The organism is Shimia isoporae (genome assembly GCF_004346865.1).
Lineage (GTDB): Bacteria > Pseudomonadota > Alphaproteobacteria > Rhodobacterales > Rhodobacteraceae > Shimia > Shimia isoporae.
This window is the reverse complement of record NZ_SMGR01000002.1, coordinates 23,171-36,247: the sequence shown is the minus strand read 5'-3', so window position 1 is coordinate 36,247 and position 13,077 is coordinate 23,171. Positions and strand designations below refer to the sequence as shown.

Genomic DNA, 13,077 nt, shown 5'->3' with positions numbered 1-13,077 from the left:
GGGTCGCCAGAAACAACTGAGTTGGAGTTACAATATGTCGATGATTGAAGCGCGTCTCAAAGACCTTGGGCTCGAACTCCCCGCTGCCACTGTCATCCCTGCAGCGGTGCATTTGCCGTTCTCGCTGGTCAACCAGCGGGACGACCGGCTGTTGATTTCCGGGCATCCCAAATCAAATGCGGATGGAAGCATTGGTGGGCCATTCGGGCAACTTGGCGCGGATATGACCACCGAAGAGGGCTATCAAGCATCTCGCGACATTGCTCTGGCGGTGCTCGCGAATGTGAAGGCCGAGATTGGCGATCTGGACCGCATAGCCGGATGGGTGCGTGTTTTTGGCATGGTCAACTCGGCGCCGGGCTATAGCGAACAACATCTGGTGATCAATGGGTTCAGCGATGTGGTGCTTGACGTTTTCGGGCCTGATGTGGGACGCCATGCGCGCTCCGCAATTGGTACGGCGGGATTGCCGATGAATTTTGCAATCGAGGTTGAGGCCGAAGTCGTTTTGCGCGACTGATCCCTAGTCTTCGGATACGGAAAAATCAGTTTGGTTCGAATGTGGAATCGGCAGGCGCACCCAGATCGGCATGTGATCCGTGAAGTCGTGCACGTATTTGTCAAAGTCGGGGTTGCCATCTGATGCCTGGCCGGGGCCTGCGTCGGCAAAGGCTTTCACGAAGTTGAACATGCCGTAGTCGTATTCATCTGGCCCGAAGGTTCCGGCATTTGGGTTGTGCCTTCCGCGCGGAAAGCGGTGGTCGTTTGTGACCCACGCGATATGGTCAAATGTTTCCGTTCCCCGAGCATTGGTGAAGTGATCACCGTCCAGAAATGGGAAATTCACCTTGGCTTGAAGGTTCTTCTCGCTGTTGATGGAAGTCATGTATTCCTCGAAAGCGGCCCGCCGTTTGTCCACGTCAGCCTTGAAGTCGAGATTGAGATCGGCCATGAGCACAAACGTTTTGCCGTTTTCAACACAGGTGGTTCGGCTGTCGAGCAGGAGCCATTCCAGTAATGCGAAGAATTCCAGCTCTCGTTCTGTCTTGGATTTCCCGGACACGAGGTGCGCGTTGACCACATAAAGTTCATATGTCCCAGTCTCTCCCTTGACCAGGAATTCGACGATATGGGGCGTGCGGATGAATTGCACGAACCGCTTGAACTTGGCGCCAACAAGTTTGGATTGTCCTCCTAGCCATTCCGTGACCTGCTTGAAGAAACCCTCCTTGCCGGCTTTCTCGACCTCCTTTGAGACCATGACCTGCAATGCAGCATTGGTGTTGGTCACAACTGCGGACCGGTCAAAGGAAAGATCTGAGGCAAGATCACCGCGTTCTATACGGTCAGAGCGGTAAAGAAATGCATGGCGTTCGGCCATGCCGTCGTAGCCAGGCGCCATTCCGGTAACGTCGCTGACGACGACATCCCACGGAGAGCCGCCCGCACGGAGACGGTCACGCAATTCGTAAAGGCTCGCGGTGTCCGTCAAGACTTCTTGGATGGCAACCAAGTCTGCCGAAGCACAGACCTTTTGTATCATGTCAAATGCACCACTGGACTTCTTGAGTTTGCCGTTTTCCTGAAAGGCGCCAAATTTGCGGATGTTCCAGCTCAGCAGGACAATGGATCCGTCCCGTCGCTCTGGTAAACCGTAAGCTGAAGGGTCTTGATCCAGATGGTCGTTGATAGTGTCCCATTCGGATTGGGTAAAATGCTCGGCCACGAGAATGCTCCTAAAAAAATGAAGTCGCCAAAAATGCAGCTGGCGTTGCGTGTGGGAGCGATAGTAGCACGAAGAAAGTAACAACAAAAAACAAAGCCCGGATGGAGATCCATCCGGGCTTCTGGAATTCTGTGGTGGCGGTACAGGGACTTGAACCCCGGACACGCGGATTATGATTCCGCTGCTCTAACCAACTGAGCTATACCGCCACGGTGGAGGCGATTTAGGCCTAACCGGCGGCAGGGTCAAGAGAGAAAACGCGCAATCGGAAACTGAATTTTCCTCAATTGGCAGCGAGCTGTGTGCGCAGTTACAGACCAGCCGAAAAAATCTTAGAAATCGAGGGATTTGGGTGAAATTGCGCGCTTGAAGCCTCGCGCCGCAAGCCGCAACTGAGGTTGGCGACGTTACAAAAGAGTCAATAAACTGACATTTTTGCTTTGAGGATCGGCCCTATCAGCGCCCCAACACAGTTTGGGGATCGTTGTGCTGAGAATCGAAGACTTGACCAAGAGCTTTGGTCCGAACGTTGCGGTGGATGCCGCGAATATTGAAGTCAATCAGCCGGCCATGATCGGCATAATTGGCCGTTCCGGAGCGGGGAAATCCACTCTGTTGCGGATGCTGAACTGTCTGACCGAAGCAACGTCTGGCCAGATCGTGTTCGATGGCCGCGAAATTACGGCGCTCAAAGGTGCAGAAAAACGTCGCTGGCAATCTGCGTGCGCAATGATTTTTCAACAGTTCAATCTGGTGCCGCGGATGGATGTTGTGTCCAATGTTTTGCACGGCACCTTGAACAAGCGCTCTACGATGGCAACCATGTTCAACCTGTTTCCGCAGGAAGACATCCACCGCGCGATTGATATTTTGGACCGTCTGGGCATTGCCGAGCACGGCCCCAAGCGCGCCGAAGCGCTGTCGGGTGGACAGCAGCAGCGTGTGGCGATTGCGCGGGCGCTGATGCAGGACCCGAAAATCATTCTCGCGGATGAGCCGATTGCTTCGCTGGACCCGATGAACGCACAGGTTGTGATGCAGTCGCTACGCCAGATCCACGAAGAAGATGGACGTATGGTGATTGCCAACCTGCACACGCTGGACACCGCGCGACGCTATTGCGACCGCGTGATCGGCATGCGCGACGGACGTATCGTGTTTGACGGCACACCCGAGCAGCTGACCACCGGCGTGGCCCGCGACATCTATGGCGCGGACGATAGCTTTAGCGAAGCCGCAACTTCCACAGAAATCCAGACGCTTGACCGGCCCGAGGCCGCGCAAGTTGTCGCCTGAGTTTCATCACGACCCCCGCGCAAAAATGCGTGGGACATTTACCAACCGGAGAGAGAAGATGAAAAAACTGATCGCAGCCGTACTGGCAACCACTGCTCTGACCGCACCGGTCATGGCAGAAGACATCACCGAATTCCGCATCGGTCTGCTGGGCGGCGAGAACGCGCAAGACCGCATGAACAACAACGAGTGCCTGCGCGCAAAAACCGAAGAGCTTCTGGGTGTGCCCACCAAACTGTTCGCACCGGCCGACTATAACGGCGTGATCCAGGGCCTGCTGGGCGGCACCATCGACATGGCATGGCTGGGCGCGTCCGGCTACGCGAAAACCTATCTGTCCGACCCGGAAGCGGTTGAGCCGATCCTGGTTAAGGTGAACGTTGACGGCGGCTACGGCTACTACTCTGTTGGCTTTGCACGCAAGGACGCGGGCATCGAAGATCTGGAAGCGATGAAGGGCAAAGTCTTTGGCTTTGGTGACCCGAACTCCACCTCCGGCTTCCTGATCCCGTCCATCGAGATCCCTGAAGCAACCGGTTCCACCATGACCTCCGGCGACTACTTCGGCGAAGTGAAATTCACCGGCGGCCACGAGCAGACCATCGTTGCAGTATATAACGGCGACATCGACGCCGGTGTGACCTGGGCCGACGGCCTGGGCGAATGGGAAGACGGCTACAACTCTGGCGCTCTGCGTCGTGCGGTTGACGCTGGTCTTGTGGACATGAACGAGCTGGTTCAGATCTGGCAGTCCAAGCCGATCCCGGAAGGCCCCGTTGTTCTGCGCAAAGACCTGCCGGAAGACGTGAAAGTCAAGTTCACCGCGCTGATGGCTTCGCTGCCGTCCATCGACCCGGATTGCGCCTATGGCGTTCTGGCGGGTGAAGCCAAAGGCCTGCAGCCGATCGGCCACGACGCCTACGAAGTGATCATCGAAGCGCGCAAGCTGAAGTCCAACTAAGACGCGCGCAGGATATAGCAGGTCCCGCCTCCGCCGCGGGGTCTGCTTTTTTGATGAGGAAGGGCCCCCATGACTGAACTGACGGGAAGCGTCACCGACTTTCGCGCCGAATACATGGCGCAAGTGCGACGCAAGCGGGTGATGAATGGCATCATTCTGGTGATTTTCATTGCGTTGATGGTTTCCGGGTTCATGATCGCAGACGACCGCAACGCTGGCGGCTTCTGGGACGGGCTGAGCCGTTTCTTTGATTTCCCCAAGGAGGTTTTGGGGGAGGCGCTTGGCAAACTAGACGAAATGCCAGCGCATTTCGTGAAATTCCTGCCTTCGCTAATCGAAACGATCAATATTGCCGGTGCATCGACGCTGATTGGTGCGATGTCGGCAATCGTCCTGTCGCTTCTCTCAACGCGCGGCATGGCAAAGTGGCCCCGCATGATCGGGTTCTTCCGGCGCATCATGGATATCATGCGGGCGATGCCGGAGATCGTGATTGCATTGGTTCTGATTTTTGTGATGGGCGGCGGTCCGGTGCCGGCGATGATCGCTATTGCGTTCCACACCGCGGGCGCGCTGGGTAAGCTTTTCTCCGAGGTGAACGAAAACGCCTCGCTGAAACCCATTGAGGGCCTTCAATCGGTGGGCGCGACCTGGAGCCAGCGGATGTGGCTCGGTGTAATTCCGCAAGTTGCGCCCAACTACTTCAGCTATGCGCTGCTGCGCTTTGAGATCAACATCCGGGCCTCGGCCATTCTCGGTTTTGTTGGTGCGGGCGGCATTGGCTATGAGCTGAAGAACGCGATGAGCTGGGGCAAAGGGCAATACGACGAAGCTCTGGCGATTTTCATCCTGCTGTTTGCGACCATTGTGATCGTTGACCAGCTGTCGTCCGTGGTGCGCGAGCGCCTGACACACGGCAAGACCTCCGCGACTATGGAAAAGGCATCGGTATGAGCATCGCAGCAAACGAAGGCGACTTCCTGAAGGTTCAGGCGGATCGACATTTCTCGCGCAAGAAGATGGTGAGCTTTGGCATGCCCGCACTGGTGTTGGCTTACCTGACCTACATCTTCTTTTCCTTCGATATTCCCGGGTTGGCGCAGCGGATTGATGCCGACAATGCGCGTTCGCTTGTCGCGGACAGCTACAGCTACAAAACGCATGTCACGCGTGACAATCGTAGTGGTGAAATCAGCGCTGCGATTGAAGGCGAGCGCAAGGGCACCTATGCCGAAGGCACTGCGCCGGAGTGGGTGACGCTGGGCGACACCGAGACGGTGATCGATCTGGGTGACGGGCATGTGGTGACTTTTGGGGCCGACAATTTTGTCAGCTACGACGTGCCGGGTTATGGGCTTATCACAGCGCAGCCGAGCCGCGCCAAAGGTGTGCAGGCGGTGTTTCCGACGGACGAGGTGCCGGAGTGGATCAACGCGTCCAAGAACCGCATGGCGATCACGACGGAGGCCGGCCGCCTGACGGTGACGCGCAACCGCACTGAGGTGTTCCGGTATTTCATGGGCTGGGAACTGTTTTTCTTCACGCTCGATAGCCCCTATCACGGTCTTGGCTTCGGCGAAGTCATGGCTCGGGCATTAGGGGGCGAGGCCGCCGATGTTTGGCAGGACTTCTGGACCAACAAGATGTGGCGTCATCAGGACGTGGCATGGGCGATTTTTGAAACCATCTTGATGGCTTTCCTGGGCACCATGGGCGCAGCGATCGTGGCCTTGCCGCTGGCGTTTCTGGCGGCGAAGAACTTTTCGCCTTTCGTGGTTGTCCGGCAGGTGACGCGGCGATTTTTTGACTTCTTCCGCGGTGTGGATGCGCTGATCTGGACCATTATATTGTCCCGTGCCTTTGGTCCGGGTCCTTTGACAGGTGCCTTGGCGATTCTGATCACGGACACAGGCAGCTTTGGCAAGATGTTCTCAGAAGCGCTGGAAAATGTGGATCAGAAGCAGATTGAAGGCATCCAGTCGACCGGTGCGAAGCCACTACAGCGCTATCGTTTTGGCGTGATCCCGCAGGTGACGCCGGTGCTCCTGAGCCAAATCCTCTATTATCTGGAAAGCAACACCCGCAGTGCGACCATCATTGGCGCGATCACGGGTGGGGGTATCGGCCTGATGCTGACTCAGGCGATCATTACCCAGAAAGACTGGGAAGAAGTGTCTTACTACATTGTCCTTATCATCCTGATGGTGATGGCGATGGACTGGTTCTCCGGCTGGCTTCGGCGCAAGCTCATAGCGGGCGACGACAGCGGACGCTGATAGACACGACGAATGAAGGAATCCAGTATGGCCAAACTTTCGGCGGATGCCCCGTTGATACATCCCGATTGTATTTTACACGAGGTCGCCTATGGGCGCTTTGTGGAAATTGGTCAGGGAAGCCGCATCATCAATGCGCGTTTTGGAGACTACTCTTACTGTGATCGAATGGCGGAAGTGGCGAACGCTGAAATCGGCAAATTTGCCAATATCGCCGCTTTCAGCCGGATCGGCGCTACGGATCACCCGATGCAGACGGCGTCGCTGCACCATTTCCTATACCGGTCAGCCGACTATTTTGACGACGCGGAGCATGATGCTGCATTTTTCGAGCACCGCGCCAGTCGTGTGGCTCGGATCGGTCATGATACGTGGATCGGTCACGGAGCAATGGTGAAACCGGAGGTCACGATTGGGCACGGATCCATTGTGGCGGCGGGCGCCGTCGTAACCAAGGATGTGCCCCCCTACATGATTGTTGCGGGAACGCCTGCGACGCCTTTGCGTCCGAGGTTTTCCCAGAACGTCGCTGATCGCCTGCTCGATCTCGCGTGGTGGAATTGGACGCATGACGCACTGCGGGCAGCTTTGTTGGATTTTCGTAGCCTTGAAGCTGAGGCCTTTCTTGAAAAGTACGGCGGATAAGGCACAACACACTCGCTCCGGAAAATGCGGAGTTCCCCGTTCTTGGGGAAAGTGGTCAGTTGACGTTGTAGATTGGCTGTATGAGGTATCGCCGCAATCAGACGAACAAGTCGCCGAAAGAGCGAAAGAAAGCGACGGGTTATTCGGCGGCCAATTTTAAACCCATTGGCGCCGTGAAAAACCTCTGCGCCGCAGGTCCGGTGAGATGGCTGATGCGACCTGCCGAAATCGTGCCTTCGACCGCGTGGGTTTGTTCGTTCACAATTACAATGTCGGCGCGCTTGCCGTAGTCCAGAACTCCGCGGTCGCTCAGCCCCATAATTTCGGCCGGCGTTTTCGAGATCATCGCCCAGGCCTTGGGCAAAGTGCATAGGCCGTCATCCGCCAGTCTAAAGGCGGCCTTTGCCATTGAAGGATAGTGGTAGTCGGAGACCAGAACGTCGCAGAGCCCCTCTTCGATCAATTTGGTCGCGCGGATATTGCCGGCTTGCGACCCGCCACGCACCACGTTTGGCGCCCCCATCACGACATGATCACCCACTGCTTTGGCAACGGCTGCAGCACCGCGAGCTGTCGGGAACTCGCAGATGCGAGCCCCAATCAGGGAAAACCGTTCTCTTGTATCGGCGTCCGGGTCATCGTGGCTGCCGTAGCGCACACCGAGGGTGTCGAAAGCATCTGCCAGATTGCAGAGGTATCGCGGGACGCGTGCCTCTTGTTCGAACGCCTCGCGCACGATGGCCATATGCTCGTCTGCGGTTCGTCCACTCTTCTTGGCCCAGAGCATAATTTCTTCGGGCTTTTCTCGTGCAAGCTGCATTGCTTCGTCGAGATGATTGTTGAAGACGACGTAGTCGATGTCATGCCTGCGGATCGTCGCAAGCAGGCGTTCAGCGGTGTCCGAAGTGTGCGTTTCGCATCGGATTTGCACACGCAAGTCGCTGACCGCCTCAGGGCGGTAATGATCGAGAGCCGTAAAAAGGCTTTCGGCGAAGTCGGGGCCGCGATGACCGCCCTCCCAGCTCCAGCTTTGGGCAAGCCATGCGGTTGTTACGCCGTTGGTAGCCATGTCGCGGTCGGTGGCACGCAGGCCCATTTCAAGTGGAAACGGCGCGGAAGGCCGCGGCGCTATGTGGCGTTCGAATGCATCGCCGTGCATGTCGATGATGCCAGGCAGCAGCAGGTACCCTGACAGGTCCACTTCAGGCAGCGGGCCTTTTGCGATCCGACCGCCTTTGATCACCAGCGACCGCATTTGAAGCTCGCCGTCACGCAAAACTTTGGCACCTGTGAGGCGCAGGGATAGGGTCGGACTGGACATGAACGTGCTCAACTCGTGTTTTGTCGAGCCTTATAAAATGTTTGTGTGTCGCGCAGGTGACGGGTTTGTTGCGTTACTCTGAAAGTGTCAGGGTAACGCGATCCCCTGCAAACCATGTTGTGCCAAATTCGATAGGCCGCTGTTCAGTGTCTACATTCACGCCGATGGAACGAAGGATCGGATCACCTTCCGAGATACGCAGTCGTAGTGCTTGGGTGGCGGATGCCGGGCGGGCGGCAAGGCGAGTGTTGGCACGCGTGTAGTCGGTGATGCCGTACTCTTTGAGGGCGGCAGTAACAGACCGGAGCCTTTCCAGTTCGGTGGTAAGGTCGGGAAAGCGTTCTGCAGGAAAAACGGATCGGAAAACGGCGATTGGTTGGCCGTCCGCAAGTGAGAGTCCGTCATATACATGGACCATTGCGCCGTCGGGCAATGCCAGAGCCGTGATTTCTTCCGCGTCCGCAAGTCGGGTTTCCAGATGCAGAATTTCTTTGCCCGGCAAGCGGCCAGCTTGTTCGAGATTGCGATGGTACCGGACGCGTTTGCCGATGGCATAGTCGGTTGGAACAAGTGTCACAAACACACCAGCACCGCGGCGAGCGTACACCAAGCCATTGGCAGACATATATTTTATTGCGTGCCGCACGGTGTGGCGATTGACGCCAAATCTTGCGGACAGTTCTGCTTCGGTCGGAAGTTTCGACCCGGGTTCATAGCGACCAGCGGTAATATCTTCGGTGAGGGCAGTGGCGATGGACTGCCAAATTGGTGTGCGCTTTGCAGGCATGATGGACTCGTTGTCATGAAAATTTCACGGGGCAGCGGATTGCGCGACTCAGGTCGTAGAGCTAATATTTGTCTAGTTGTATAGATAAATAGACAAATCGGCAAGGTGTCTAGATGACCGCAGAAAATCAAAGACGGGCGTGGATGTCGCTGCTGGCAAAGGCGCCTGCAACGCGGCTTTTGGCGTTGTGGGAAGCGTATGGCGCCGAGCCCACTTTTCACTGGCTTCGAGCGCCAGAGATTGGAGCAACTATGGTGCGTGGACGCCTTGGCGGAACCGGCGCGCCCTTCAATCTTGGAGAAATGACCCTGACACGCTGCGCTTTGCAGTTGGACGGTGGCGCGGTTGGACATGGTTATGTTCAAGGCCGGGATAAGGAAAAGGCGCGGGTCGCCGCGCTTGTGGATGCATTGATGCAAACCGAAGCGGCGAGCGCCGTGCGGAAGGCGGTCCTAGATCCGCTGGCGGCGGAACAGGACGACGCCAAGAAAACCCGCGCCGCGAAGGCTGCTGCAACGAAAGTGGATTTCTTCACAATGGTGCGGGGAGAGGACTGATGAATGCTGATGTTTTGAAAGGGGGCTTTGCTGCCGCACCGGTGGACGCGGCCCACGCCTTTCGCGCTGCGATGAACGCAATTGCGCGCCCCGGCACGATTGAGAGTATTTGTGGCGCTATGCCACCAGCGCCGATGTCGGAGGCGGCGGGGGGCTTGGTACTTACTTTGTGTGACCCTGACACACCGCTGCATCTGGCAGGCAATTGGGATTGCAAGGAAGTACGTGAGTGGATTGCATTTCATGTAGGCGCACCGATTGTTGCGCCCGGCGAAGCTATGTTCGCGCTGGGTGATTGGGCGTCTCTGACGCCTCTCGCGCAGTATGCGATTGGTACTCCGGAATATCCAGACCGTTCCGCCACTTTGATCGTCGAACGTGAAATGATGGAGCCCGGCGATGCCGTTTTGCGCGGACCCGGAATTAAGACTTCAACTGTCATGTCGCTACCCGAAGTGGCGGCATTCCAGAAGAACGCGACACTGTTCCCGTTGGGACTGGATTTCTTTTTCACATGTGGCTCCAAGGTTTCTGGCCTGCCGCGCACAACCAAAGTGGAGGCAGCCTGATGTATGTTGCAGTCAAAGGCGGTGAGCGCGCGATTGACAACGCGCACGCATGGCTGGCCGAGGAGCGGCGGGGAGATCCGGACGTGCCGGAAATGTCTGTCGCGCAAATTCGCGAGCAACTGAGCCTCGCAGTGACCCGCGTCATGGCAGAGGGATCTTTGTATGACCCCGATCTGGCCGCGCTGGCGATCAAACAGGCGCGGGGCGACTTGATTGAAGCGATCTTTCTGATCCGTGCGTACCGTACGACTTTGCCGCGGTTCGGAGCCACGACGCCAGTGGACACAGAAACAATGGCCTGTGACCGCCGGATTTCGGCGACTTTCAAGGATGCACCCGGCGGCCAAGTGTTGGGCCCGACGTTCGATTATACCCACCGTTTGCTTGATTTCGCCTTGGCTGCGGAGGGCGAACCGCCAAAGGTGGCTCTCGGCGCGCCGCGGACGGAGCCGACGCCTCACATCACCGAATTTCTCAATCAAGAGGGTCTCATTCAGACCGAGGCGGTCTCGGATGAGGTGCCCGGTGATCTTACGCGGGAGCCGCTGGAGTTGCCGAGCACCCGTCCGCTCCGGCTGCAAGCATTGACGCGCGGCGACGAAGGTTTCGTTCTGTCGATGGCCTACTCAACGCAACGCGGTTACGCGCGCAATCACGCCTTTGTCGGAGAATTGCGCATCGGCAAGGTTGCCGTGGAGATGGACATTCCGGAGCTGGGATTTGCCATCGACGTGGGCGAGATTGAGCTGACCGAATGTGAAACTGTGAACCAGTTTCAAGGTAGCAAGACCGAGCCTCCGCAGTTTACGCGTGGTTACGGGCTGGTCTTTGGACAGTCTGAGCGCAAGGCGATTTCCATGGCGTTGGTCGACCGCGCCCTGCGATGGGAAGAATTGGGGGAAGACAATCTCGGTGCGCCCGCGCAAGACGAAGAATTCGTGCTCTATCATTCTGATAACATTCAGGCGACCGGCTTTCTCGAACATATCAAGCTTCCGCACTACGTGGATTTCCAGTCCGAGTTGGAACTGATCCGTAAGCTGCGGCGAGAGGCGATGGAGAACGCCGCTCCGGTGCAGGAGGCGGCAGAGTGATGTGGGGTCTTGAGAAGACATGTGCCCGACCTTTTGCGGGGGCGATTGCACCATCTGCGCGGCGAAATCCGCAAGTTGCTGCCAAACAGAAGTGGGCCAAGCATCATCGAAGCGGGAGCCATTTAGGTCTCTGTGCTCAGATCAACTTTTCCGTCATTCAACTGCTTACGCCGGAAAGGGCGCGTCATGTCTGACTATAACTTTGCTTATCTGGATGAGCAGACCAAGCGCATGATCCGGCGCGCGATCCTGAAGGGGCTCGCCATTCCGGGTTATCAGGTCCCGTTTGCGAGCCGTGAGATGCCGATGCCCTATGGTTGGGGTACTGGCGGTGTGCAGGTCTCGGCAGCAACGCTGACACCGGACGACACTTTGAAGGTCATCGATCAGGGCGCTGATGATACCACAAACGCGGTTTCTATCCGGAAGTTCTTCGAGAAAACCGCAGGAGTTGACACTACGGAAGAGACTGCAAAAGCGAGTGTGATCCAAACCCGTCACCGAATTCCGGAGGAGGGGCTGCGCGAGGATCAGATTCTTGTTTATCAAGTGCCGATCCCTGAACCGCTGCGGTTTCTGGAGCCATCCGAGGTTGAAACACGCAAGATGCATGCGTTGGAGGAATACGGCCTGATGCATGTGAAGCTTTATGAAGACATCGCCAAACACGGTGCGATCGCTACGTCTTACGCTTACCCCGTCAAGGTCGAAGGTCGATATGTCATGGATCCGAGCCCCATTCCAAAATTCGATAATCCGAAGATGGAAATGGCAGGGATCCAGTTGTTTGGCGCGGGGCGGGAGCAGCGGATTTATGCACTGCCACCCTATTGTAAGGTCGTGAGCCTGGACTTTGACGACTTTCCGTTTGAGCCGAGTAAAGCGGATCACGCCTGTGACATGTGCGGGGCGACGAACAGTTATCTGGACGAGGTCATTATGGATGACGCGGGCAACCGGATGTTTGTTTGTTCGGACACCGACTTTTGTTCCAGCCGCCGGGCGGCGGGCCATGTTGGGGCGCAAGGGACACCGATTTCAGAAGAGGACGCAGCATGAGACCGCTTTTGCAAGTCGAGAATATCAGCAAGTTCTATGGCAACAGGATTGGGTGCAAGGATGTTCATTTTGACCTCTATCCCGGTGAGGTTATGGGCATCGTGGGAGAAAGCGGGTCCGGCAAATCGACTTTGCTAAATTGCCTTGCTGGCCATCTGGTTCCTGATGCAGGCGAAGTGCGGTTTGAAATGCGCGATGGATCGACAAGGGACACGGTCACGATGAGTGAACCGGAACGTCGCATGTTGGGCCGGACCGATTGGGCGTTCGTTCACCAGCATGCGCGGGAAGGTCTGCGGATGAATGTTTCGGCGGGTGGCAATGTCGGTGAACGGCTTATGGCAGTTGGTGCACGTCACTACGGCGATATCCGCTCAGAAGCAGTGGACTGGCTAGGCCGCGTCGAAATCAGCGAGGAACGCGTTGATGACCGTCCAACGCAGTTCTCGGGTGGCATGCAGCAACGTTTGCAGATTGCACGCAACCTTGTGACAGGCCCGCGGCTTGTCTTCATGGATGAACCGACCGGCGGGCTTGATGTGTCTGTTCAAGCGCGATTGCTGGATCTACTTCGCGGTTTGGTGCGCGAGATGGGCTTGAGTGCAATCATAGTGACACACGACCTTGCAGTGGTGCGACTGTTGGCCGACCGGTTGTTGGTTATGAAAGATGGTCATGTGGTCGAGACCGGGTTGACTGATCAGGTGCTGGATGACCCGCAGCATGCCTATACACAGCTGCTGGTCAGCTCTGTGCTGCAAGTTTGAGGAAGGTCGAAAGAGATGG

At 56.9% G+C, this 13,077-nt stretch carries 14 protein-coding genes and 1 tRNA gene; 11 read left to right on the top strand and 4 right to left on the bottom strand.

Going from position 1 to position 13,077, the window contains the following annotated elements; translation table 11 throughout:
* Positions 1-34: 34 nt before the first annotated feature.
* Positions 35-520, top strand: a complete 486-nt coding sequence (locus tag BXY66_RS11885; protein WP_132860469.1) for a RidA family protein — start codon at positions 35-37, stop codon at positions 518-520.
* 3 nt (positions 521-523) lie between these two features.
* On the opposite strand, the gene BXY66_RS11880 is transcribed toward BXY66_RS11885, so the two are convergent.
* Together BXY66_RS11880 and BXY66_RS11875 are read right to left on the bottom strand one after the other, a co-directional pair.
* Positions 524-1,726 (bottom strand): exonuclease/endonuclease/phosphatase family protein, encoded by a 1,203-nt coding sequence (locus BXY66_RS11880; RefSeq protein WP_132860468.1) that lies wholly within the window; start codon positions 1,724-1,726, stop codon positions 524-526.
* A 132-nt stretch (positions 1,727-1,858) separates the two neighbouring features.
* Positions 1,859-1,935: transfer RNA gene (locus tag BXY66_RS11875), tRNA-Met, on the bottom strand.
* A gap of 277 nt (positions 1,936-2,212) precedes the next feature.
* Between BXY66_RS11875 and phnC the strand changes: the two genes are divergently transcribed.
* From phnC to BXY66_RS11850, 5 genes are all read left to right on the top strand, one after another.
* On the top strand, positions 2,213-3,022 hold the full coding sequence (gene phnC / locus BXY66_RS11870) for a phosphonate ABC transporter ATP-binding protein (RefSeq protein ID WP_132860467.1): 810 nt from the start codon (positions 2,213-2,215) through the stop codon (positions 3,020-3,022).
* Between the two features lie 58 nt (positions 3,023-3,080).
* A complete protein-coding gene (gene phnD, locus BXY66_RS11865; RefSeq protein WP_132860466.1) occupies positions 3,081-3,983 on the top strand; it encodes a phosphonate ABC transporter substrate-binding protein in 903 nt (300 codons plus the stop codon).
* A 69-nt stretch (positions 3,984-4,052) separates the two neighbouring features.
* Positions 4,053-4,937, top strand: coding sequence for a phosphonate ABC transporter, permease protein PhnE (gene phnE, locus BXY66_RS11860; protein ID WP_132860465.1), 885 nt, complete (start codon positions 4,053-4,055; stop codon positions 4,935-4,937).
* Positions 4,934-6,259, top strand: coding sequence for a phosphonate ABC transporter, permease protein PhnE (phnE, locus tag BXY66_RS11855; protein WP_132860464.1), 1,326 nt, complete (start codon positions 4,934-4,936; stop codon positions 6,257-6,259). Before phnE (BXY66_RS11860) ends, phnE (BXY66_RS11855) begins: the two co-directional genes overlap by 4 nt.
* A 27-nt stretch (positions 6,260-6,286) precedes the next feature.
* Positions 6,287-6,904 (top strand): LbetaH domain-containing protein, encoded by a 618-nt coding sequence (locus BXY66_RS11850; RefSeq protein WP_132860463.1) that lies wholly within the window; start codon positions 6,287-6,289, stop codon positions 6,902-6,904.
* 139 nt (positions 6,905-7,043) lie between these two features.
* Here the strand turns inward: BXY66_RS11850 and BXY66_RS11845 are convergent, their stop codons facing one another.
* Positions 7,044-8,225 carry an alpha-D-ribose 1-methylphosphonate 5-triphosphate diphosphatase gene (locus tag BXY66_RS11845; RefSeq protein WP_132860462.1) on the bottom strand — a complete coding sequence of 394 codons (1,182 nt, stop codon included), beginning with the start codon at positions 8,223-8,225 and terminating at the stop codon, positions 7,044-7,046.
* A 73-nt stretch (positions 8,226-8,298) separates the two neighbouring features.
* On the bottom strand, positions 8,299-9,012 hold the full coding sequence (phnF, locus tag BXY66_RS11840; RefSeq protein WP_132860461.1) for a phosphonate metabolism transcriptional regulator PhnF: 714 nt from the start codon (positions 9,010-9,012) through the stop codon (positions 8,299-8,301).
* A 113-nt stretch (positions 9,013-9,125) separates the two neighbouring features.
* Here phnF and phnG point away from each other — a divergent pair, with 113 nt between their 5' ends.
* The 5 genes from phnG to phnK all read left to right on the top strand — a co-directional run bounded on the left by phnG (position 9,126) and on the right by phnK (position 13,058).
* Positions 9,126-9,569: a phosphonate C-P lyase system protein PhnG gene (gene phnG / locus BXY66_RS11835; RefSeq protein WP_132860460.1), complete on the top strand. Its 444-nt coding sequence runs from the start codon at positions 9,126-9,128 to the stop codon at positions 9,567-9,569.
* Positions 9,569-10,138: a phosphonate C-P lyase system protein PhnH gene (gene phnH / locus BXY66_RS11830; protein WP_132860459.1), complete on the top strand. Its 570-nt coding sequence runs from the start codon at positions 9,569-9,571 to the stop codon at positions 10,136-10,138. The genes phnG and phnH overlap by 1 nt, the downstream gene beginning before the upstream one ends.
* Complete coding sequence (locus BXY66_RS11825) at positions 10,138-11,232, top strand: carbon-phosphorus lyase complex subunit (RefSeq protein ID WP_132860458.1); 1,095 nt, start codon at positions 10,138-10,140, stop codon at positions 11,230-11,232. The genes phnH and BXY66_RS11825 overlap by 1 nt, the downstream gene beginning before the upstream one ends.
* 186 nt (positions 11,233-11,418) lie before the next feature.
* A complete protein-coding gene (locus BXY66_RS11820; protein WP_132860457.1) occupies positions 11,419-12,291 on the top strand; it encodes an alpha-D-ribose 1-methylphosphonate 5-phosphate C-P-lyase PhnJ in 873 nt (290 codons plus the stop codon).
* On the top strand, positions 12,288-13,058 hold the full coding sequence (gene phnK, locus BXY66_RS11815; protein WP_132860456.1) for a phosphonate C-P lyase system protein PhnK: 771 nt from the start codon (positions 12,288-12,290) through the stop codon (positions 13,056-13,058). Before BXY66_RS11820 ends, phnK begins: the two co-directional genes overlap by 4 nt.
* Positions 13,059-13,077 lie beyond the last annotated feature (19 nt).

Bases quoted from the DNA above. Each gene is read 5' to 3' on its own strand.
- BXY66_RS11885 (WP_132860469.1), top strand. From the start codon at position 35: ATGTCGATGATTGAAGCGCGTCTCAAAGACCTTGGGCTCGAACTCCCC.
- phnD (WP_132860466.1), top strand. From the start codon at position 3,081: ATGAAAAAACTGATCGCAGCCGTACTGGCAACCACTGCTCTGACCGCA.
- phnE (WP_132860465.1), top strand. From the start codon at position 4,053: ATGACTGAACTGACGGGAAGCGTCACCGACTTTCGCGCCGAATACATG.
- phnE (WP_132860464.1), top strand. From the start codon at position 4,934: ATGAGCATCGCAGCAAACGAAGGCGACTTCCTGAAGGTTCAGGCGGAT.
- BXY66_RS11850 (WP_132860463.1), top strand. From the start codon at position 6,287: ATGGCCAAACTTTCGGCGGATGCCCCGTTGATACATCCCGATTGTATT.
- BXY66_RS11845 (WP_132860462.1), bottom strand. From the start codon at position 8,225: ATGTCCAGTCCGACCCTATCCCTGCGCCTCACAGGTGCCAAAGTTTTG.
- phnF (WP_132860461.1), bottom strand. From the start codon at position 9,012: ATGCCTGCAAAGCGCACACCAATTTGGCAGTCCATCGCCACTGCCCTC.
- phnG (WP_132860460.1), top strand. From the start codon at position 9,126: ATGACCGCAGAAAATCAAAGACGGGCGTGGATGTCGCTGCTGGCAAAG.
- phnH (WP_132860459.1), top strand. From the start codon at position 9,569: ATGAATGCTGATGTTTTGAAAGGGGGCTTTGCTGCCGCACCGGTGGAC.
- BXY66_RS11825 (WP_132860458.1), top strand. From the start codon at position 10,138: ATGTATGTTGCAGTCAAAGGCGGTGAGCGCGCGATTGACAACGCGCAC.
- BXY66_RS11820 (WP_132860457.1), top strand. From the start codon at position 11,419: ATGTCTGACTATAACTTTGCTTATCTGGATGAGCAGACCAAGCGCATG.
- phnK (WP_132860456.1), top strand. From the start codon at position 12,288: ATGAGACCGCTTTTGCAAGTCGAGAATATCAGCAAGTTCTATGGCAAC.